Source organism: Exiguobacterium sp. s102, assembly GCF_018618635.1.
GTDB lineage: Bacteria > Bacillota > Bacilli > Exiguobacteriales > Exiguobacteriaceae > Exiguobacterium_A > Exiguobacterium_A oxidotolerans.
Genome location: NZ_JACSML010000007.1, coordinates 111200 through 129709 on the forward strand (window position 1 = coordinate 111200; position 18510 = coordinate 129709).

Annotated in this window: 26 protein-coding genes, 3 tRNA genes and 1 rRNA gene; 9 read left to right on the plus strand and 21 right to left on the minus strand. The window is 48.4% G+C overall.

Translation table 11 applies throughout. From position 1 onward, the window contains the following. The first annotated feature begins 88 nt into the window (after positions 1-88). The 4 genes from KNQ02_RS14145 (at position 89) to KNQ02_RS14160 (ending at position 3872) form a co-directional block, all read left to right on the plus strand. On the plus strand, positions 89-880 hold the full coding sequence (locus KNQ02_RS14145; RefSeq protein WP_029331864.1) for an ABC transporter ATP-binding protein: 792 nt from the start codon (positions 89-91) through the stop codon (positions 878-880). Between the two features lie 4 nt (positions 881-884). Then, positions 885-1796 carry an iron-hydroxamate ABC transporter substrate-binding protein gene (locus KNQ02_RS14150; protein WP_029331865.1) on the plus strand — a complete coding sequence of 304 codons (912 nt, stop codon included), beginning with the start codon at positions 885-887 and terminating at the stop codon, positions 1794-1796. Positions 1797-1866: 70 nt separating this feature from the next. Then, positions 1867-2868: a FecCD family ABC transporter permease gene (locus tag KNQ02_RS14155; protein WP_214770930.1), complete on the plus strand. Its 1002-nt coding sequence runs from the start codon at positions 1867-1869 to the stop codon at positions 2866-2868. Further along, a complete protein-coding gene (locus tag KNQ02_RS14160; protein ID WP_251132527.1) occupies positions 2865-3872 on the plus strand; it encodes a FecCD family ABC transporter permease in 1008 nt (335 codons plus the stop codon). The genes KNQ02_RS14155 and KNQ02_RS14160 overlap by 4 nt, the downstream gene beginning before the upstream one ends. Positions 3873-3968: 96 nt before the next feature. Here the strand turns inward: KNQ02_RS14160 and KNQ02_RS14165 are convergent, their stop codons facing one another. The 9 genes from KNQ02_RS14165 to KNQ02_RS14205 all read right to left on the minus strand — a co-directional run bounded on the left by KNQ02_RS14165 (position 3969) and on the right by KNQ02_RS14205 (position 8187). Next, entirely contained in the window at positions 3969-4454 is a 486-nt protein-coding gene (locus KNQ02_RS14165; RefSeq protein WP_214808932.1) for a hypothetical protein, read from the minus strand. A gap of 14 nt (positions 4455-4468) precedes the next feature. Then, complete coding sequence (locus tag KNQ02_RS14170) at positions 4469-4945, minus strand: hypothetical protein (protein WP_214770925.1); 477 nt, start codon at positions 4943-4945, stop codon at positions 4469-4471. A gap of 26 nt (positions 4946-4971) precedes the next feature. Beyond that, the gene (locus KNQ02_RS14175; RefSeq protein WP_214808935.1) at positions 4972-5439 is read right to left on the minus strand and encodes a hypothetical protein; all 468 of its coding nucleotides are present in this window, start codon (positions 5437-5439) and stop codon (positions 4972-4974) included. 4 nt (positions 5440-5443) lie between these two features. After that, complete coding sequence (locus KNQ02_RS14180; protein ID WP_088838038.1) at positions 5444-5923, minus strand: hypothetical protein; 480 nt, start codon at positions 5921-5923, stop codon at positions 5444-5446. 101 nt (positions 5924-6024) lie between these two features. After that, positions 6025-6183 (minus strand): hypothetical protein, encoded by a 159-nt coding sequence (locus KNQ02_RS14185; RefSeq protein WP_034801002.1) that lies wholly within the window; start codon positions 6181-6183, stop codon positions 6025-6027. A 171-nt stretch (positions 6184-6354) separates the two neighbouring features. Next, positions 6355-6427 (minus strand) — tRNA-Ala (locus tag KNQ02_RS14190). A gap of 107 nt (positions 6428-6534) precedes the next feature. Then, complete coding sequence (gene tatC / locus KNQ02_RS14195) at positions 6535-7314, minus strand: twin-arginine translocase subunit TatC (RefSeq protein WP_029331875.1); 780 nt, start codon at positions 7312-7314, stop codon at positions 6535-6537. A 7-nt stretch (positions 7315-7321) separates the two neighbouring features. After that, the gene (locus KNQ02_RS14200; protein WP_214770921.1) at positions 7322-7528 is read right to left on the minus strand and encodes a twin-arginine translocase TatA/TatE family subunit; all 207 of its coding nucleotides are present in this window, start codon (positions 7526-7528) and stop codon (positions 7322-7324) included. Then, entirely contained in the window at positions 7528-8187 is a 660-nt protein-coding gene (locus KNQ02_RS14205) for a redox-sensing transcriptional repressor Rex (protein ID WP_088838040.1), read from the minus strand. The genes KNQ02_RS14200 and KNQ02_RS14205 overlap by 1 nt, the downstream gene beginning before the upstream one ends. 168 nt (positions 8188-8355) lie before the next feature. Here KNQ02_RS14205 and KNQ02_RS14210 point away from each other — a divergent pair, with 168 nt between their 5' ends. Further along, entirely contained in the window at positions 8356-10257 is a 1902-nt protein-coding gene (locus tag KNQ02_RS14210; RefSeq protein WP_088838041.1) for an ABC-F family ATP-binding cassette domain-containing protein, read from the plus strand. Next, on the plus strand, positions 10257-10649 hold the full coding sequence (locus KNQ02_RS14215; protein ID WP_029331882.1) for a hypothetical protein: 393 nt from the start codon (positions 10257-10259) through the stop codon (positions 10647-10649). Before KNQ02_RS14210 ends, KNQ02_RS14215 begins: the two co-directional genes overlap by 1 nt. A gap of 65 nt (positions 10650-10714) precedes the next feature. On the opposite strand, the gene KNQ02_RS14220 is transcribed toward KNQ02_RS14215, so the two are convergent. From KNQ02_RS14220 to KNQ02_RS14230, 3 genes are all read right to left on the minus strand, one after another. Then, complete coding sequence (locus KNQ02_RS14220; RefSeq protein ID WP_157898499.1) at positions 10715-10864, minus strand: hypothetical protein; 150 nt, start codon at positions 10862-10864, stop codon at positions 10715-10717. 117 nt (positions 10865-10981) lie between these two features. Beyond that, positions 10982-11575, minus strand: a complete 594-nt coding sequence (locus tag KNQ02_RS14225; protein WP_088838043.1) for a flavin reductase family protein — start codon at positions 11573-11575, stop codon at positions 10982-10984. A gap of 18 nt (positions 11576-11593) precedes the next feature. Then, complete coding sequence (locus tag KNQ02_RS14230) at positions 11594-11992, minus strand: DoxX family protein (protein WP_029331885.1); 399 nt, start codon at positions 11990-11992, stop codon at positions 11594-11596. A 181-nt stretch (positions 11993-12173) separates the two neighbouring features. Between KNQ02_RS14230 and KNQ02_RS14235 the strand changes: the two genes are divergently transcribed. Both KNQ02_RS14235 and KNQ02_RS14240 read left to right on the plus strand, forming a co-directional pair. After that, complete coding sequence (locus tag KNQ02_RS14235; protein WP_029331888.1) at positions 12174-12494, plus strand: winged helix-turn-helix transcriptional regulator; 321 nt, start codon at positions 12174-12176, stop codon at positions 12492-12494. A 116-nt stretch (positions 12495-12610) separates the two neighbouring features. Beyond that, positions 12611-13066 carry a flavodoxin gene (locus KNQ02_RS14240; protein WP_088838045.1) on the plus strand — a complete coding sequence of 152 codons (456 nt, stop codon included), beginning with the start codon at positions 12611-12613 and terminating at the stop codon, positions 13064-13066. An 87-nt stretch (positions 13067-13153) separates the two neighbouring features. Here the strand turns inward: KNQ02_RS14240 and KNQ02_RS14245 are convergent, their stop codons facing one another. Next, the gene (locus KNQ02_RS14245) at positions 13154-13801 is read right to left on the minus strand and encodes a TVP38/TMEM64 family protein (protein ID WP_088838046.1); all 648 of its coding nucleotides are present in this window, start codon (positions 13799-13801) and stop codon (positions 13154-13156) included. A gap of 160 nt (positions 13802-13961) precedes the next feature. Between KNQ02_RS14245 and KNQ02_RS14250 the strand changes: the two genes are divergently transcribed. Further along, positions 13962-14627, plus strand: coding sequence for a haloacid dehalogenase type II (locus tag KNQ02_RS14250; protein ID WP_088838048.1), 666 nt, complete (start codon positions 13962-13964; stop codon positions 14625-14627). Positions 14628-14685: 58 nt separating this feature from the next. On the opposite strand, the gene KNQ02_RS14255 is transcribed toward KNQ02_RS14250, so the two are convergent. The 8 genes from KNQ02_RS14255 to rrf form a co-directional block, all read right to left on the minus strand. Further along, positions 14686-15255 carry a hypothetical protein gene (locus KNQ02_RS14255; protein ID WP_214767864.1) on the minus strand — a complete coding sequence of 190 codons (570 nt, stop codon included), beginning with the start codon at positions 15253-15255 and terminating at the stop codon, positions 14686-14688. 28 nt (positions 15256-15283) lie between these two features. After that, positions 15284-16291 (minus strand): tRNA (adenosine(37)-N6)-threonylcarbamoyltransferase complex transferase subunit TsaD, encoded by a 1008-nt coding sequence (gene tsaD, locus KNQ02_RS14260; RefSeq protein WP_214767867.1) that lies wholly within the window; start codon positions 16289-16291, stop codon positions 15284-15286. Then, complete coding sequence (gene rimI / locus KNQ02_RS14265) at positions 16288-16746, minus strand: ribosomal protein S18-alanine N-acetyltransferase (protein WP_029331901.1); 459 nt, start codon at positions 16744-16746, stop codon at positions 16288-16290. The genes tsaD and rimI overlap by 4 nt, the downstream gene beginning before the upstream one ends. Continuing rightward, positions 16739-17392 carry a tRNA (adenosine(37)-N6)-threonylcarbamoyltransferase complex dimerization subunit type 1 TsaB gene (gene tsaB / locus KNQ02_RS14270; RefSeq protein WP_214767870.1) on the minus strand — a complete coding sequence of 218 codons (654 nt, stop codon included), beginning with the start codon at positions 17390-17392 and terminating at the stop codon, positions 16739-16741. Before tsaB ends, rimI begins: the two co-directional genes overlap by 8 nt. Next, positions 17389-17838: a tRNA (adenosine(37)-N6)-threonylcarbamoyltransferase complex ATPase subunit type 1 TsaE gene (tsaE, locus tag KNQ02_RS14275; RefSeq protein WP_088838055.1), complete on the minus strand. Its 450-nt coding sequence runs from the start codon at positions 17836-17838 to the stop codon at positions 17389-17391. The genes tsaB and tsaE overlap by 4 nt, the downstream gene beginning before the upstream one ends. 117 nt (positions 17839-17955) lie before the next feature. Then, a tRNA-Met gene (locus KNQ02_RS14280) sits at positions 17956-18032 on the minus strand. Positions 18033-18067: 35 nt separating this feature from the next. Then, positions 18068-18144 (minus strand) — tRNA-Met (locus KNQ02_RS14285). Between the two features lie 281 nt (positions 18145-18425). Next, positions 18426-18510: ribosomal RNA gene (rrf, locus tag KNQ02_RS15870) — 5S ribosomal RNA — on the minus strand; the annotation flags it as partial.

Genomic DNA, 18510 nt, shown 5'->3' on the forward strand with positions numbered 1-18510 from the left:
CGTTTTTATGAGACTGGTATGGTTAGGGAGACGATAGTGATAATCATTATCAATGAAAACAACTTTAAACGAGAAGGAGCCTCTGCGTATGGTACGTCTAGCAACAGAAGAAATCAGTATCGGATACGGAGATCGTACCATCGTCAAAGACTTGACGGTTCAGATTCCGGATCGGCAAATCACGACAATCATCGGTGCGAATGGTTGCGGTAAATCGACCTTATTGAAAGCGATGACCCGAATCATCCCCCATCAGTCTGGTCGTGCCCTGCTTGACGGTCTCGATATTGCGAAGGAAAGTACAAAGCTGCTTGCCCGGAAAATGGCGATCCTGCCTCAGACACCGGAAAGTGCAAGCGGTCTAACGGTCGCAGAGCTCGTCTCATACGGTCGTTTTCCTTATCAAAAAGGATTTGGTCGCTTAACGAAACATGATTACGAGATCATTGACTGGGCGTTAGAGGCAACGGATACGACGGCATTCAAACACCGTCCGGTCGACGCCTTGTCCGGTGGTCAACGGCAACGCGTCTGGATTGCGATGGCGCTGGCGCAGGAAACGGATATCATCTTCCTCGATGAGCCGACGACTTACCTTGATCTCGCCCACCAGCTCGAAGTCCTCGAGCTGCTCGAGCATCTCAACCGGACGGAAGGCCGGACGATCGTCATGGTGTTACATGATTTAAATCAGGCCGCCCGTTTCGCCGACTACATCATCGCGATGAAAGAAGGCGAAGTCGTCAAAGCCGGAACGTGCGAGGAAGTCATTTCGCATGACGTCTTAAAAGAAGTATTTCATATCGATGCCGAAATCGGTCGTGATCCACGGACGAATAAGCCGATGTGTGTCACCTACAACTTAATCAAGGGAGATTAACCACATGAAGAAACTAGTACTCTTACCGATTTTATTACTCTTAGCACTCGTCATCGCCGCCTGCGGCAATACAGATAAAACAGAAGATACGTCTTCCGATACGAAAAAAGAAACGATCACCTATAAATCGGAAGAAGGTGACGTCGAAGTCCCGGCTGATCCGAAACGCGTCGTCGTCCTTGCCGGTTTCGCCGGAAACGTCATGGCACTCGACGTCCCACTCGTCGGTGTCGATTCGTGGTCAAAATCGAATCCGAAGTTTGATTTGAAAGACGTCCAGGAAGTATCAGAAGAAAACGTCGAAAAAGTCATCGAACTCGAACCCGATCTCATCATCGGCTACAATACAACGAAAAACATCGATAAATTTAAAGAAATCGCTCCAACCGTCACGTACACGTACGGCAAAGTCGACTATTTGACACAACATATCGAAATCGGTAAATTGCTCAATAAAGAACAAGAAGCACGCGATTGGGTCAAAGACTTCCAAACACGCGCAGCGGACGCCGGAACAGAGATTAAAGCCAAAATCGGTGACGATGCGACGGTCTCTGTCATCGAAAGCTTCGATAAACAGCTTTACGTCTTCGGCGACAACTGGGGACGCGGTACAGAAATCCTCTACCAGGAAATGAAATTAAAGATGCCGGAAAAAGTTACGGAAATGGCCTTAAAAGACGGCTATTACGCGCTATCACCGGAAGTCTTACCTGAATATGCAGGGGATTACCTCATCTTCAGTAAGACGGCAGAAGCAGATAACTCGTTTACAGAAACAGACACATACAAAAATATTCCTGCTGTTAAAAACAACCACGTCTTCGAAGTCGATTCGAAAGAATTTTACTTCAATGATCCATTGACGCTCGAACGTCAGCTCGAGTTCTTCAAGAAAAGTTTCCTTGGTGCGTAACAAAAATAAGGAGGGAACCGATTTTTCGGTCCCTCCTTTTTGACTATCTAATGAAAGTGAGACGATAACTATGTCATCCGGTCGATTCCCGTTCGGACTGAAAATCACGTTCGGTTTACTCCTGTTCGTCGTCATGTTCTGGATCTCGATGACGTTCGGTGCCGCCGACACGACGATACGTGAGGTCTGGAACGCTTTGACGTTCGGTCCCTTGAACGGTAAAGCAAAAATCATTCAGGAAATCCGATTACCGCGCGAAGTCGCTGCGATGCTGGTCGGGGCTGCACTCGGTGTCTCCGGTGCGATCATGCAGGCGATGACACGTAATCCCCTTGCCGATCCCGGACTGCTTGGGCTGACGGCAGGCGCGAACGCGGCCCTTGCTCTTGCGCTCGTCTTCATTCCCGGTATCAATTACTATGGCATCATGCTCGCGTGTTTCCTTGGAGCAGCAGCCGGTGCCCTACTTGTCTTCGGGATCGGTGCCTCAAAACGTGGCGGGTTTTCACCACTTCGAATCGTCCTCGCCGGGGCCGCGATTTCTGCTTTTTTATACGCAATCGCAGAAGGGATCGGCATTTACTTCAAAATCGCTCAAGACGTCTCGCAATGGACATCCGGCGGGCTGATTGGAACGACCTGGGGGCAACTGCAAATCATCACCCCCGTCATTTTAATCGGCATCGCGATTGCGATGATCTTCTCACGTCAATTAACGATTTTAAGCTTATCAGAAGAAGTCGCACTCGGGCTCGGGCAAAACATCACCCGGATTAAAGGTGTACTCTACGTCGTCGTCATCCTGCTCGCCGGGGCCGCCGTTGCTTTAGTCGGTAACATGGCATTCATCGGCTTGATGATTCCGCACATCGTCCGCGCAATCGTCGGCACCGATTACCGCTTCATCCTCCCGATGACCGCCGTCTTCGGTGCGACGTTCATGTTACTCGCGGACACGATTGGCCGGACACTGTATGCTCCATACGAAACACCGGTCGTTGCGATCGTCTCGATGCTCGGGCTGCCGTTCTTCTTACTCATCGTCCGCAAAGGAGGTCGTGCGTTCTCATGATTGAAACATCGCTCCGCCGCCGTCAGCGGTTGATCTTTATCGTCTTTAGTCTGTTATTGCTCGGAACGATCATCATCAGTATCGGGCTTGGGCCCGCCTCCCTCTCGTACGACCGGCTTCTGCCGACACTGTTCGGTCAAGGCTCGTTCAAAGAAGAATTTGTTTTGTTCTCACTCCGCCTGCCGCGGATTTTAATCACGGTACTCGCCGGCATGGCACTCGCCTTATCCGGTGCGATTCTTCAGGGCATCACCCGCAACGAACTCGCAGATCCCGGCATCATCGGTATCAATACAGGTGCTGGTGTCGCCATCGCCGCCTTCTTCCTTTACTTCCCGGTCGATGTCGGTGCGTTCATCTATGGGTTACCGGTTGCTGCCTTCATCGGGGCATTGATCACAGCGATTGCCATTTATGCCTTATCGTATGACCGTGTCCGTGGCCTGCAACCGATCCGTCTGATTTTGACCGGAGTCGGATTCTCGATGGCGTTATCCGGCATCATGGTCGTCCTGATTTCATCCGCGCGCCGCGAGAAGGTCGACTTCATCGCCAAATGGCTCGCCGGGAACATCTGGGGAACGGACTGGACATTCGTCTACGCGTTATTGCCTTGGCTGCTTATTCTCGTACCGTTTACGTTTTATAAAGCAAACAAACTCAATCTGCTGGCGCTGAATGAACCGGTTGCGATCGGCGTCGGCGTCGCGATTGAAAAGGAGCGCATCCAACTGTTACTCGCCGCTGTCGCACTCGCTGCATCCGCCGTTTCTGTAACAGGCGGGATCGCCTTCATCGGTTTGATGGCGCCCCATATCGCGCGCGCCCTCGTCGGTCCAAGGCATCAACTGTTCTTACCGATCGCCGTTTTGATTGGCGGATGGTTACTCGTCCTCGCCGATACGATTGGTCGGAACATCGCTGACCCGCAAGGCATCCCGGCAGGAATCGTTGTTGCGATCATCGGTGCTCCTTACTTCATTTATTTGCTGTCAAAAAAATAACCTCTACATGATGCGGTCACAACTAAAAACGCAAGAAGTAGGCGAATCCGGAATCCGCCGCCTTCTTGCGTTTTTTTGTTGCTCTAAGATGACCAGTCAATATTTGATTCGTTTTTCTTCCCGTTCCGCCCGGATCAATTCCTGTTCTGATAAGTGTGTCGGATCGAGTCGTTTAATCCGTTTATCGACAATTCGGTCCAATGACAGCACCGTTAGGAAAAAGACAAGGAACGGTCCGATGTATTCGGGACGCGCTACGTAGGGCGTGATGATTTGCCCCAGGACGACGACCAGTACTTCGATGATACTGATCAATATATACGGTAGTCCGAGATGATCCCAGGCCTCAAGCCCGTCAAACCGCTTCTTGAAATAGCGGTACTTCAGGAATCGGACGATCCATTGATAGGACAACAAAGGGACTAACAAAAAATACTGAAACGATGATTCTGTCAGATGCCAATCGTCTGCTAAAAAGAGAAATACAAACAATACCAGTCCAAACAAGACCGTTTGAATGTAACGTGCCTGTTTTGAAAATCGGATATAATCCATTTTCCGCTCGCGTTGCATGCTCTCCATCGTCTGCCTCCTCGTTACATCCCGATTCCTTCGCCCGTCGGATGACGGTGTTCGATTCCTTTTCGGTCCGGTGTCTCAAGCAAATCCATTTTATCGAGCTTCGTTACCGTCCGGTCCGTCCACTTTTGAAATTGCAGCATCCCTGAAATCCACAACATTAGCGGAAACAGATAGCCCCACTGTCCAAGGTGCGGGGCGACAACTGCGGCACCCGCAATAAAGACCGCTTCGAGTAAAGTGATCCCACCGAACAGCAGACCAAGTGGTCGCGCCTGTACCTTCGACCGAACTAACAGAACGGATTGGATCACTCGCTGCATGCCATTATAGGCGAGTAACGGCGTAAGAATCAAAAATCCAACTGCTGAATCCGTCAGGTGCCCGCTTCCGGAGAAGAACAGCACCGCAAAAAATACGCCCGCAATTACATACGTCCGGATTTGCCGGCTGATTTTTGTCCATTTTTGATACGTGCTTAAAGTGTTTCTCATCCGTTCACTCCTCTTGTGTGTTTCGCTTACTTACGGTAACGTTCAATCTCACGCATCGTGACGAATGCCGGATCCAGTTGTTTCGCTTGTTTGTTCAATCGGGACACAATCAAATAGGCGACGATGATCGACACAAGAAAGACCGTAAAAGAAATACCGGCGTATTGTGGAAAAATAGTCCCCACATAAAGTGGAAGGATCGGGATGAACGAACCGATCATCGACACACGTGCCACTTTCAAGACCGTCTTTCTATAGACGTCCTTCGCGAGGCGTTGCTTTAAAACCTGTAGGCGAATGACTTCTCTCACTGCAGCACCTAACGCCAGTAAAGAGAGTGCGAACGTTGTAAATAAACCCGTTTGTCGCAAGCTCGGGATGAACCAAAACAGGACTCCAATCAAAAGTAAGGGAATTAACACCCCCATCTGGACTTTCTTAATCGGCGCTGCCAACAGCTGGAGCCGTGTATGTTTTTCAATCAATGTACTCACCCTGTCACTCCTCCACTTCTTTAACATTCGCATGAATTTCTTTATCACTGACGAAGTCGGGATCGCCTGACCGGGCAATCTTTTTAAACAACCAGTCCGTAACGTAATAGACCGGTGCGAGGATGATCAGCATCCAAAGGGCAATTTTCCAGATCGACATCTCTTTCGTCTCAAGTATCACGGTGTACAGCGAACCGTACAAGACGAATTGAATCCCGAGCCACAGCAACGATTGGTTCATCACTTGGTCGCTTGAGAGATAGCGCGCCAGGATTTTTCGTTTTTCGAGTCGAAACGGGAGATCAAACACGAGAAAGACAAGCGGTAACAGACTCAAGTACATGGTCGTGCTGAAGATTTCCGTAAACGTTCCTGCTGTCGCCATCAAGGCAGCGATGACCCAACTTTTATTCTGCAATTGATTTTTTTCGATATAAGCAACCGTCAACGCCTGTAATCGTTCCTCGCGGAGCGTTTGTTCCATCCTGAAATGCCCTCCCTCGTTTCAACTGTCTATACTGTCATATACTTACAGTTTACCAGTTATGTTTCAAAAAAAAAGAAACTTCCTTAAAAAAGGAGTTTCTAGGCTGAAACTTGAATGATGAGATAGATGACGCTATACGCAACAATTGCTAACGGAATCAGTGCCACACCAATCAACCAACCGTTCTTATCACGGATTCCGAGATACAGAACAAGACAGCCGACGATGAAGGCAATTAACGTCGTAAATGGATTCATAATGCTTCCCCCTCTTGATTACCTATTAAGAAATTTCCCATTCCCTCAAAAGGATAAACACAGAAAACGACTTCAATCGGTTCATCAACATCATCCAGGCTGTAAGCTTCTGTTTTGCCGCCACCACTATAACAAAAAACACCACTCGGCAAATGCCAAGTGATGTACATATGGAGACTATCGGGCTCGAACCGACGACCTTTTGGCTGCCAGCCAAACGCTCTCCCAGCTGAGCTAAGCCCCCTCATATTCTTGTAATCAGTATAAACCATATCGATTCACTTTTTCAATATAAAAAGAGCGCTTCCAAACAAAAACCTCTCCGTCGCCGAAACGACCGAGAGGAGACTGTTACTTATTCAACTCACGCATCAAATCCGCTTGCCGTTCAAGCTCCGCCTGTTGCTCAAGAATCAGTACTTTTTTGTACGTCCGGGCTGAAATCATGATGCTGATTTCATAGAGGACGAACAACGGTACCGAAATCATCAGATGTGACGTCACATCCGGTGGTGAGATTAAAGCCGCGATGACAAACAGCGCAAAGTACGCATATTTCCGATTTTTCCGCATGAACAATGGCGTCACGAGTCCAAGACGAGTCAAGAACATCGTCACGACCGGCAGTTGGAACAAGATACCGAACGGAATCGTCAGCCGTATTAAGAAACTGAAATAGTTTTCGACCCCGATGACTTGCTCGATGCCGAGCTCTTGCCCAAGTTCCGTCGATACTTTGAGTAGAAACGGAAGTAACCAAAAATAAGAGAACGCGATTCCGGACAAAAATAAGAAAAACGTGACCGGAATATACGTCAAGGTCGCTTTCTGTTCCTGTTCGAATAAACCGGGTCGGATGAACGCCCATAGCTGGTACATCCAAAATGGTGAAGCCAGGACGACCGCGATGATGAACGCTAAATTCAAGTACAACATCAGGGGATCGGCCACATTAAAGGCATTCAATCCGATGCCGAGCTCTTTCAGGTCCGACTGCAGAAAACGCACGAGCGGTCGGACGAGCGGAAAGGCCGCGGCGAACAAGACGACGACGATGATGAGTGACCAGACGATCCGCTTGCGCAACTCGTCTAGATGCGATGTCACACTCTGTTCTTGATCAATCGCCATAATTTAATCACTTCTCTTTCGATTCATCCTTGTTGTCTTTATCATCGTCCATGATGCCGTGTGTCGCACTCTTGAACTCTTTTAACGTCTGACCGGCAGCACGACCGAGCTCCGGTAATTTTTTCGGTCCGAAGATGATCAACGCGACGGCACCGATCAAGGCGATGCTCCCCGGTCCGATGAACGCGATGGTTGATGGAATAAGGTTTTCCATTATGATTTCACTCCTTCAGCTGATTGCGAATAATGCTTCATGAAATAAACTAGTGACTGCAACTCGATCGACAAATCGATGTGATGGACCCGAACATGGGCCGGTACGTTCAACCGCGCCGGTGTAAAGTTCAGGATTCCGGTCACACCATACTCAACTAACTCATCCGCTACTGACTGTGCGAACTGGGATGGGACCGTCAAGATGGCGACATCAACCTTGTTCGCTTCGATTTGCTCTTTCATGTCAGAGACATGATAGATAGGAACGTCTTGCGTCGTTGTTCCGACCTTGTTTTCGTCCGCATCAAACGCAACGACTATCCGAGTACTATTATTCTTTAAAAAGTTATAATTTGCAAACGCCGTTCCGAGATGTCCGACCCCGACAAGTGCCACATTCGTGACTTCATCCTGATTCAGTGTCTTTCGGAAAAACGTCAATAGATGTTGTACGTTGTAACCGTATCCTTTTTTCCCTAACGCCCCAAAGTAGGAAAAATCGCGGCGGATCGTCGCTGAATCGACTTTGACCGCTTCACTGAGCTCTGCTGAAGAGACGCGCAGCTTGCCTGAGTTATAAAGACTCTGAATGAAACGATAATATAACGGCAGTCGTTTCGCCGTCGCTTGTGGTATTTTTGTGTCTGGCCCATTCATACTGCAGTTCCCCCTTCGGCCACGTTCTGACGTGGCACCCAAATCAATGCAAAGAATTCTATTCTCTTTGATTGTAAACCACTTCACATAGACTAACAAATAATATATTCCACGGGACTCCTGCGTTTTTTTCATGATAGACTAAAGGGTGGAAGGATGGATGTTTTTATGATTCTCTTACAAGTGAACCAACTATCAAAATCATTCGGTGTTGAGCCGATTTTAGACAATATTAAACTCGAAGTGCAGGAGCGGGACCGGATTGCGCTCGTCGGACGAAATGGTGCCGGAAAATCGACACTTTTAAAAATCATCGCCGGAGAGCTCAGTCATGACTCTGGTGAGATCATGAAGAGTAAGGAAGTGAAAATCGGTTACCTCGCCCAGGACAGTGGTCTTGAGTCGAATGAAACGATTTGGAATGAAATGTTGACCGTGTTCGAACACCTGCAAGAGCAGGAACGTTCGCTCCGTCGGATGGAGATTGAGATGGGGATGGACCATATCTTGAATGATGCTGTTGCTTACGACCGTCTGTTGAAAACATACGATCAGGCACAACATGACTTCTCGGACGCCGGCGGCTATCAGTTCGAAGCCAACATCCGCTCCGTCCTGCACGGGATGCGTTTTTATCCGGACGATTATTCACGCCGGATCCAGACGCTATCCGGTGGACAACGGACGCGACTCGCACTGGCGAAGATGTTGCTTCAGGCACCTGAGCTGTTGATTCTTGATGAGCCGACGAACCACCTCGACATCGATACACTCTCTTGGCTCGAAAGTTACCTGGCTGGTTACCGTGGAGCGGTCTTGATCGTCTCCCACGATCGTTACTTCCTCGACCAGGTCGTCAACGTCGTCTATGAATTGTCACGGAACGTCTGCCGGAAGTTTACCGGCAACTACACGAAGTACTTGGAACAAAAGGCAGCACTGTATGAACAAGAGATGAAGCAGTTCGAACAGCAACAGGAAGACATCGCGAAGATGCAAGACTTCATCCAGCGTAACATCGCACGGGCGACGACGACGAAACGCGCACAAAGCGTCCGCAAACGTCTTGAAAAAGTCGACCGGATTGATCGTCCGGATGGGGATGAACGCAGCACCGTCCTGTCGTTCCCGATTGAAAAACAAAGTGGGAACGATGTGTTACAAGTCACGCAACTCGCGGTCGGCTATGAAGAAGCCGTCTCAAAAGGCATCACGTTCCGATTACAACGCGGCGAATCCCTCGCCCTCGTTGGTCCGAACGGAATCGGAAAATCAACGTTACTGAAAGTTCTTGTCAACCGGATTAAACCGTTATTCGGTGAACATCGTTTCGGGACCGGCGTTTCTGTCGGCTACTACGATCAGGAGCAGGCCGAGCTCAACGACCGCAACCGGGTCATCGATGAAATTTGGAACGAGTGGCCGTTGATGCGGGAACAACAAGTCCGGTCCGTCCTCGGTCAATTCCTGTTCAGTGGTGATGATGTCTTTAAACTTGTCCACGAATTATCCGGCGGCGAGCGCGGACGCCTCGCCCTCGCGAAGTTAAAATTACGCAAAACGAACGTCCTCATTCTCGATGAGCCGACCAATCACCTCGATCTTGATTCGAAGATGGTGCTTGAGAACGCACTTGTCGACTATGAAGGCACGCTCCTGTTCGTCTCCCACGACCGTTACTTCATCGACCGGGTTGCGACACGCGTCATCGAGATGAATCCGGACGGTGTGACGGATTATCTCGGCGACTACTCTTACTATATGGAGAAGAAGGCCGAGAAAGAAGAAATCGCCCGCCTCGAAGCAGAGGAAGAAAAAGCAATCAAAGTCGCTGCTTCGAAAAGCATCGACAAAGATGCGCAAAAAGAAGAACGAAAAAAGAAACAACAGCTCGAACAACTCGAACAAGACATTGAACGGTTGGAAACACGATCAACTGAAATCGAACAACTGCTTTGCGAACCGGAAGTCTTCAACGATATTCCGAAGGCGACGGCGCTGTCGGCAGAACGGGATCAGATTGATACGGACCTCCTCGAACTGATGGAACGATGGGAGAGTTTCCACTAATGCGCTCGAAAAGTTATGTCATCAACCTCGTTCAAGGATTATTGTCCGGGGTGCTCTATTTCGTTCCGATGTATGCCGACTACGTGTCGGCCTTCATCCGGCCGGATGCCTTTAATGCCGTCGTCCTGTTGTTCATCCTCATCTCGTGCATGATCGGCCTCGTGATTAAGACGTGGAGTGGTCTCTTCATCAGCCTCTTATCCGGATTAATCTGTACGTTGCTGACGACCCAGATGTTCGTTGAACTGAATGACCCGTTAATCATCAGCTATTACGGAGCCGTTTCACCGCTCGTCGCCTTTTTGATCAGCTGTCTCGGCATTTGGGCACTGGCGATTCTCTTTTTTTTACTCGATGGTTTCCAGTACGAAAAACGTCACCATGCAGAGTAACTTCTTCAGTTGTCCGACATAAAAACGCACTTTTTCCCGTAGGAGTCAACGAAACGTGACGCTTTTTAGACTGTAGACGGTTTAGAGCGCAATCCGTCTCGAATCGCTTTTAAAGCGAAAAGCAATCGGTCGCGACCCTGCAGCTCTGCTGTAGCGGCGCGGAAGATTGCCGCTTTGAAGACGAGGCGAGACAGGGAAGCGTGAACTGACAGCATCCTCATGTAAAATTTTCGTGATTTATAAGAGTTTGGCTATACGCTGAAGGCACGTCCCGCGTTCGGGACGTGCCTTTTTGCTTCTAAAAAATACTAGTCCTACTCGTCGATCCGCCTTCAGCTCGTCGGTCGGGCAATCGTAAAGATGTCTCCGACTTTCGCATAGTCGTTACCTGCGAGACGGGCGATCGCTTTTAAACCATCCGGATCAATCCGGAACGACTCGACGAGTTCATCCGCGACGTGATACCGGACGATCTCCCCAATCAAGAGGTTGGCCCCTTCGAGTTCGAGATGATTCGTCAGCTTCAATTCAAAGCGGATCTTCGCTTCTGCGACAGCCGGAACATCGATCAAATCACTATCGACTAACGTCAAATTCGTCCGTTCGAGTTCACTTTCACCATATGCGAGTGGTGCCGCGGTTTCATTGACTGCCTCGACGATTTCTTCACTGACGATATGGATGACGTATTCCTGATTCAGCAAGATGTTTTTTGCGGTATCCTTTTGCCCTTGCTCCGTCTGCTGGACGGCGATGACCAGTTGCGGCGGGTTGCTTGAAGCGACCGTGAAAAAGGAAAATGGCGCCGCATTGACGACTCCATCTGCACCTTTGGTCGTCACGAACGCGATGGGTCGAGGAATGATGCTGCCGATCAACAATTTATAGTTTTCTTTTGGACTTAAGTCTGCTGCATCAAATTTCATAAAAACCGTCCTTTTCGATCACCCGATAAGTGCTGCGAGTGAATAGTCTCCAGCTCCGATCATCGCAACGCCTAAGGCGATGACGATCAGTGCCATGTTGTATTCGTACCCGTTTTGCGTCACCCAGTAACCATTCGTCCCATGCACTTTGACGATTGCGACGATCATCGAACCGATGATCAGGAGGGCTGCAATCCACAGGAATAATCCACCGGCGAATAATAATCCTCCGACCAGTTCAGCAATCCCTGCCATCAGTGCAAGTGTTTTCCCTGGCTTCATCCCGATGGACTCAAACCAACCGCCTGTCCCTGCGATACCATGTCCACCGAACCATCCAAATAATTTTTGTGTTCCGTGTGCCGCAAATGTTAAGCCGATAATCAACCGAATCAGAAATAATCCTAAATCCATCATGTATAAAACTCCTTTTACTTAATGTTTTTTAATTACTATTAGTAACTTAATATCGATACTAAACTATCACTTACTAAAAGTAAATAGATTTGTTTTCGTTATTTTTATTACTATAAGTAAAATAATTCGTATTTTAGCGTCAAAGTGGGTATACTACATATATAAGAAAGGATGAGCGCTGATGGAGAATACACTAATTCCGACGGCCCTTTGTCCGAAAGTCGAACATGCCTTTGAAATATTGGGCAAGAAGTGGACGGGTTTGATTTTACGTCATCTCTTGACGAAGACCTGTCGTTTCAATGAAATTCAAGATGCGATTCCCGAGCTCTCTGGTCGTATGTTAACGGAACGCATGAAGGAACTTGAGGCGGAAGGTATCGTAGCCCGGACCGTCATTCCGGAACGTCCGATAAAAATTCAATACAGTTTGACAGACAAAGGTCGTCAGCTTGAGCCTGTAATTCGTTCGATCGAAGAATGGGCTGAGTTACAAGATTGACTGAAAAGAAGACATCCATGCTGGGCATGTGGTGTCTTTTTTTATTCTTTTTTGCATTGAGAATCCTTTTCATTTAGAATGAAGTCGTGTCCTACCATGAAAGGATGTGTCACGTCATGAAAATCATGATCGGTTTCGTCAGCATGTCTGGCAACACGGAAGACATCATGCACTTACTTAAATCAGAACTCGAGCAAAACGGCTGCCAGGTGCAGACGGAAGAACTCGATCAACTATATCCAAGCGACTTAGCGCAGTATGATGCCGTCCTGCTTGGTTCTTACACGTGGGGCGACGGTGATCTCCCCTATGAAGCAGAAGACTTCGTCGATGAGCTCGCTGCCAGTTCAATCGCGATTCCGGCTGCTGCCTTTGGTTCCGGTGACCGCGATTATCCGAAATATTGTGCGGCCGTCGATCTGCTTGAACAAGCTCTGACGTCAGCTGGTGCACAAGTCGTCTTACCTGGTCTAAAGATTGAATTTGACCCGGATACGGCCGACAAACAACAGGCTTGCCGGTCATTTGCACAAGAATTTTTCAAGCACGTCGAACAGCTTGTCATGAACTAACGCTTTAACAAAGAACGCATTCAAGAAGCAATCGCTATACAGACAAGAGGACTCTTCCGATGTCGGAAGAGTCCCGTGATGTAATGCTTAACCAAGATTCTTTTTCGCTTTCCAGCGTTTTTGAAGATACCACGGCACGATTGTCAAAATTAAAAAGACAATGATTGCACCAATGATGATTCGTGGGTCTTTCGAGACGATACTGCTCCCTAAAAAGTTATAGGCGAACGTTCCGGGAATGATTCCGATCAGCGTAGCTAAGAAGAACGGCAATAAACGAACTTTCGAGAGTCCAGCTGCGTAACTGATCAAGTCAAAATTAAAAATCGGCAACAACCGAAAAATTAAGACATAGATGAACCCATTCTTCTCGAGCTGTTGCTGGATTTGATCGACTTTTCCGGCACCGTTCTTAATAAATCCCTTACCCAGTTTTTTTGCGACTAAGAAGGCGACGACTGCTCCTAGTGTAGCACCGATGACGGTATAGACCGTCCCCATCAAGGCGCCGAAGGCGAGTCCGCCTGTGATTGACAGGACAGACGCCGGAAAGAAAATCAACGGACGTACGGTATAGAGGACGATATAAAGAATCGGTGCCCACATCCCGAACGATAAAATCCATTCCTTGATGTCTGTCGGACTAACATTTAAATACGATCGACTGAACCAAATCAGACCGATGATGACGAGTAACACGAATGCAAGACGTACTCCTTTTTGTTGGCGTGACATAATTTCCTCCATTTCATTGAGCATATATGAACGCGGTATATATAGAATTCCCAACAATCGATTTTCTTATACCTGATGCAATTTATTGAATATGCGTTTCAGCCGCTCACGATTTTGGGAACTACTAAAAGATAACATGGAAAATAGAAAGGTGATAACTATGACACAATCAATAAAAGCACTCGTCTTTGATGTCTATGGTACATTATTTGACGTTCATGCTGTTAAAGTCAAAGCAGAAGAACTCTATCCGGAGCATGGCGCAGACATCAGCCAAGTCTGGCGTCAAAAACAACTTGAATATTCCTTTTTACGTCAACTGAATGGACAATACGTTCCGTTCAGTCAAGTGACGCGTGATGCACTCCGTTATGCCCTCTTACAATTGAAGTTGCATGTGACGGAAGAAAACATTGCTGCCTTAATGGAGGCCTATCTCGAGCTGTCGCATTACGACGAAGTCGAAGCAGTCTTACAAGAGATGAGCGGCAAACAATTGGCCGTCTTTTCAAACGGCTCCCACGATATGCTTGACCCGTTAATCGAACAGTCCGGACTCGGATCACTGTTTGATCACATCATCAGCGTTGATGACATCAAACAATACAAACCGACGCCTGCTGCTTATATGCATGCGCTGAACACACTCGGTCTGAAACGCGAGGAAGTCTTGTTCATGTCCTCGAACGGATGGGACATCACCGGAGCGAAGAGCTTCGGTTTCCGGACGGCCTGGATCAACCGGTCCGGCTTACCGGTCGAAGAACTGAACCTCGACCCCGACAGCATCTATGACGACTTGAACGGTTTGCTCGAATGGAAATGAAGTTAATTAAAAAGACAGCCGATACTCCTCCGTTACATCGAGGAAAATCGGCTGTTTTTTAGTAATTCGCAAGACGCGAATATCCTTTTTTAAAGAGATCTAGCTTCAGTCCACCGTCTTTTTCGATGAAGAAGAGGTACTCTTTTTGATCTGTATCTTTATAAAAAACTTTATAGAGCGTCAATGTGCGTTTCTTATTGTTCTCGACTGCGACTACTTCGTGCTTTGAGATGACTTCTGCTTGTACTTGCTCCGCGTCAAGACGGTCGACCATCGGCTGGAAGGATTCCTTTTCCGCATCGGTCGCCGGTTTCCCCGGTGCGATCGTGAAGTAATCGTCACTTGCCTTGTTCGTCAATCCGTACTTCCGGTCGACGAGAACGACATTTTTTAGTTCACCGTTTACCGTCCGGTCAAACGCATACAGCTTCTCGATCCGCGTTTGCTCTCCTTCAGCACGACCGATTTCGTACAACGGTTCTTGTTTCGTATTCGTTTCGACTGCTTTCTTATCCGGGACAAGTTCCTCTTTGTAAGCGACTTGATAGGCATCGACGATTTCGCGAATCTGTAGTCCGATCGCAACCACGACGAGTATACCAAGTACGACGATAATGACTTTTTTCATGTTGGTTCCCCCATGTCTCTCGTATTCCTTACTTTAAATCTAGCCCAGGTTCTGCATTCATGGCAAGTGTCGATTGGCGTTGCGCCCGATAGGGATGAATCGCGGCGGCTCCGATCATCGCTGCGTTATCGCCACATAAGTGCATCGGTGGGATGACGAGGGTGATCCCTTCACGCTGACAAGCTTCCGTCAATCCGTGGCGTAACCCTTTGTTCGCCGCGACACCACCTGCGAGTAAGAGTTGTTTTCCACCCTTCTCTTTGACGGCACGAATCGATTTAGCGACGAGCACTTCGACGACACTCGCTTGAAAACTTGCTGCCAAATCTTCCGGGATGATCACTTCACCCCGTTGCTCTGCATTATGCACCGCATTGATGACAGACGATTTTAAGCCGCTGAAGCTAAAATCATACGAATCTTTTTCGAGCCAAATCCGTGGGAAGTGGAATGTGTCTTGTCCTGTTTGTGCCAATTGGTCAATCCGGGGTCCACCGGGATACGGTAATTTCAATGTCCGTGCGACTTTGTCGTATGCCTCGCCTGCTGCGTCATCACGTGTTTCACCAATCACTTCATACACACCATCTTCCGGCATATAAATCAATTCCGTATGACCGCCTGAAGCAATCAGGCAGACGAGCGGAAATTCGAGTTCCTGGACGAGGCGGTTCGCATAGATGTGTCCGGCGATATGATGGACGCCGAGCAATGGTTTACCGTGCGCGAAAGCGAGTGCCTTCGCTGCACTGACCCCAACGAGAAGTGCACCGACAAGACCTGGCCCTTCCGTAACCGCAATCGCATCGATGTCGTCAATCGTTACGTTCGCTTCCGTCAAAGCATCATCGATGACATAAGTGATCCGCTCGACGTGATGACGTGATGCGACTTCCGGGACGACTCCGCCAAAGCGTTTATGGCTCTCGATTTGAGACGAGACGACGTTCGATAAGACGTCCGTTCCTCCCCGGACGACGGCAGCTGCCGTCTCATCACAGCTTGATTCAATAGCAAGTATCAATGGTTGTGTCATGTCTCGTCTCCTTCTAGTTCCAACCAGTAGATGGCTGCATCTTCATTATTGTCTTGATAGTAACGTTTGCGTGTTCCGGCATATAAAAAACCGAGTTTTTCATACAAGGTACGTGCCGGTGTATTCGAGACGCGGACTTCAAGCGTCATTGCCCGCAGACCGAGTTCCCGTGCGACTTCAATCAATTCCTCTAGCAACCCTTCACCAAGCCCGAGCCCACGTGCCGTACGTTTCACAGCGACGTTCGTGATATGACCTTCATCCGCGATATGCCAAAGTCCGGCAAAGCCAATGATTTCGTCCGTTTCTGCGACAAGGTAATAGGCATTCGGATTTTGCGTCATTTCCGCGATGAAGGCTGTGAGCGTCCAAGGTGTCGCAAAGGACTCCAGTTCGACCGCATGCACACCGGGTGCATCGGCGACTGTCATTTTACGAATACGCGCGTCAGTCATGACGTTGCGCCTCAATCCACTTCGCTTCTGCCTCGGCAAGGCGTAAATAGCGTGGTTCAAATGCATGCACATCGACCGGGACACGTGTCGCGCCTAGTAAAGCCAATACACCTGCGCGTGGCGTCCGAAACGCAGGCCCAACGATTTCAAACGGTTGCAGCGCTTTAACGAATTTTTCCGTATCACCTGTCATCAACGTATCTGTCGGTAACGTCGCAACAAAGTCAGCGACTGTCGTGTGTTGTTCGTCGCCAACGCGCTCACCGTTTTCGTACATACCAACAAAGCCCGTTCCGCGGCGTGCATCTTGAATCGCGACGACCCGTCCCGTCCGTCCTGTTGATGCTGCCATCAGCTCGAGCGTCGAGACGGCAACCAGTTCGATGCCAAGTGTATAGGCAAGTGTTTTGGCCGTCGTCGCTCCGATTCTCAGTCCCGTATACGAACCCGGACCATCTGCGACGACGATGCGTGTTAATTCTTTAGGTGACCAGTTCGCTTCTTGCATCAATCGTTCGAGTAACGGCATTAACTTCGTTGCATGGTTCAAGGACGTCACATACGATGCTTCCGCAATGATTTGTGTTCCGTCCGACAGCGCAACAGAAAGTTGTTTTGTTGATGTATCGATCGCTACGATTTTCATAAGCTTAATCCCTCACATATCTTAATGTACGCCTCACCGATTGGCTGAAGACGGAAACGTCGTGCATGGTCTCCTGTCCGTTCGATTGTGATGACGAGCCGTTCCGGAGGCAAGACGTCTGCAATCAACTCTGACCACTCAACGACTGCGACCCCGTCGCCGTTCAAGTATTCTTCAAGACCAATGTCGTCACCCGATCCCTCTAGACGGTAGACATCCATATGGTATAACGGCAAACGACCATTATAGACCTTCATGATTGTAAAGGTCGGACTGTTGACATTACGCGTCACACCAAGTCCTTTTGCGAAACCTTGCGTAAACGCTGTTTTTCCCGCTCCAAGATCGCCATCTAATGTAATGACCATCCCCGCGAAGGCACGGTGTCCGAGTGTTACTGCGAGAGCCGTCGTCTCTTCTAGATTTGCCATTTCAAGTTCTATCATCCTGCGTCCCTCCTCTTGTCATCTTTCTCTATTGTATCTATTGTACCGAACAAAAAAGACAAAAAAAAATACGAAACGCTGAACGTTTCGTAGTAAAGTTGAAGTTAAGTTTAAAATTGGTTGCGGGGGCTGGATTTGAACCAACGACCTTTGGGTTATGAGCCCAACGAGCTACCAGACTGCTCCACCCCGCGACGATAAACGTTTCGGATTTGAATTATTTAAAAATTGGTTGCGGGGGCTGGATTTGAACCAACGACCTTTGGGTTATGAGCCCAACGAGCTACCAGACTGCTCCACCCCGCGATGATATAACGTTTCGACAGATATTAATATAACATGTCGTTTCGTAAATTACAAGGAATTCATTAATTTTATTTAAATATTTTCTTGAAATAACTCAGAAAATGCTCTTTTTGCTTTTAATTAAGCAGCTGTCAGCTTGATTCAGCATGTAGACAACATAGTAATCTTTTTCTTTTTTCCTTCCTATCGACTTTGTCCTAGCAGACAATGAGTAGCGAATTGCCTGTCTGTTAAAGAGAAAAAGGACCGACCTGCAAGATGCAGATCGGTCTTTTTCAATTGCCTGGCAACGTCCTATCCTCACAGGGGGAAGCCCCCAACTACTTTCGGCGTTCAAGTGCTTAACTTCCGTGTTCGGCATGGGAA

Coding starts and splice junctions, on each gene's coding strand:
- KNQ02_RS14145 (WP_029331864.1), top strand. CDS start 89: ATGGTACGTCTAGCAACAGAAGAAATCAGTATCGGATACGGAGATCGT.
- KNQ02_RS14150 (WP_029331865.1), top strand. CDS start 885: ATGAAGAAACTAGTACTCTTACCGATTTTATTACTCTTAGCACTCGTC.
- KNQ02_RS14155 (WP_214770930.1), top strand. CDS start 1,867: ATGTCATCCGGTCGATTCCCGTTCGGACTGAAAATCACGTTCGGTTTA.
- KNQ02_RS14160 (WP_251132527.1), top strand. CDS start 2,865: ATGATTGAAACATCGCTCCGCCGCCGTCAGCGGTTGATCTTTATCGTC.
- KNQ02_RS14165 (WP_214808932.1), bottom strand. CDS start 4,454: ATGGAGAGCATGCAACGCGAGCGGAAAATGGATTATATCCGATTTTCA.
- KNQ02_RS14170 (WP_214770925.1), bottom strand. CDS start 4,945: ATGAGAAACACTTTAAGCACGTATCAAAAATGGACAAAAATCAGCCGG.
- KNQ02_RS14180 (WP_088838038.1), bottom strand. CDS start 5,923: ATGGAACAAACGCTCCGCGAGGAACGATTACAGGCGTTGACGGTTGCT.
- KNQ02_RS14185 (WP_034801002.1), bottom strand. CDS start 6,183: ATGAATCCATTTACGACGTTAATTGCCTTCATCGTCGGCTGTCTTGTT.
- tatC (WP_029331875.1), bottom strand. CDS start 7,314: ATGGCGATTGATCAAGAACAGAGTGTGACATCGCATCTAGACGAGTTG.
- KNQ02_RS14200 (WP_214770921.1), bottom strand. CDS start 7,528: ATGGAAAACCTTATTCCATCAACCATCGCGTTCATCGGACCGGGGAGC.
- KNQ02_RS14205 (WP_088838040.1), bottom strand. CDS start 8,187: ATGAATGGGCCAGACACAAAAATACCACAAGCGACGGCGAAACGACTG.
- KNQ02_RS14210 (WP_088838041.1), top strand. CDS start 8,356: ATGATTCTCTTACAAGTGAACCAACTATCAAAATCATTCGGTGTTGAG.
- KNQ02_RS14215 (WP_029331882.1), top strand. CDS start 10,257: ATGCGCTCGAAAAGTTATGTCATCAACCTCGTTCAAGGATTATTGTCC.
- KNQ02_RS14220 (WP_157898499.1), bottom strand. CDS start 10,864: ATGCTGTCAGTTCACGCTTCCCTGTCTCGCCTCGTCTTCAAAGCGGCA.
- KNQ02_RS14225 (WP_088838043.1), bottom strand. CDS start 11,575: ATGAAATTTGATGCAGCAGACTTAAGTCCAAAAGAAAACTATAAATTG.
- KNQ02_RS14230 (WP_029331885.1), bottom strand. CDS start 11,992: ATGATGGATTTAGGATTATTTCTGATTCGGTTGATTATCGGCTTAACA.
- KNQ02_RS14235 (WP_029331888.1), top strand. CDS start 12,174: ATGGAGAATACACTAATTCCGACGGCCCTTTGTCCGAAAGTCGAACAT.
- KNQ02_RS14240 (WP_088838045.1), top strand. CDS start 12,611: ATGAAAATCATGATCGGTTTCGTCAGCATGTCTGGCAACACGGAAGAC.
- KNQ02_RS14245 (WP_088838046.1), bottom strand. CDS start 13,801: ATGTCACGCCAACAAAAAGGAGTACGTCTTGCATTCGTGTTACTCGTC.
- KNQ02_RS14250 (WP_088838048.1), top strand. CDS start 13,962: ATGACACAATCAATAAAAGCACTCGTCTTTGATGTCTATGGTACATTA.
- KNQ02_RS14255 (WP_214767864.1), bottom strand. CDS start 15,255: ATGAAAAAAGTCATTATCGTCGTACTTGGTATACTCGTCGTGGTTGCG.
- tsaD (WP_214767867.1), bottom strand. CDS start 16,291: ATGACACAACCATTGATACTTGCTATTGAATCAAGCTGTGATGAGACG.
- rimI (WP_029331901.1), bottom strand. CDS start 16,746: ATGACTGACGCGCGTATTCGTAAAATGACAGTCGCCGATGCACCCGGT.
- tsaB (WP_214767870.1), bottom strand. CDS start 17,392: ATGAAAATCGTAGCGATCGATACATCAACAAAACAACTTTCTGTTGCG.
- tsaE (WP_088838055.1), bottom strand. CDS start 17,838: ATGATAGAACTTGAAATGGCAAATCTAGAAGAGACGACGGCTCTCGCA.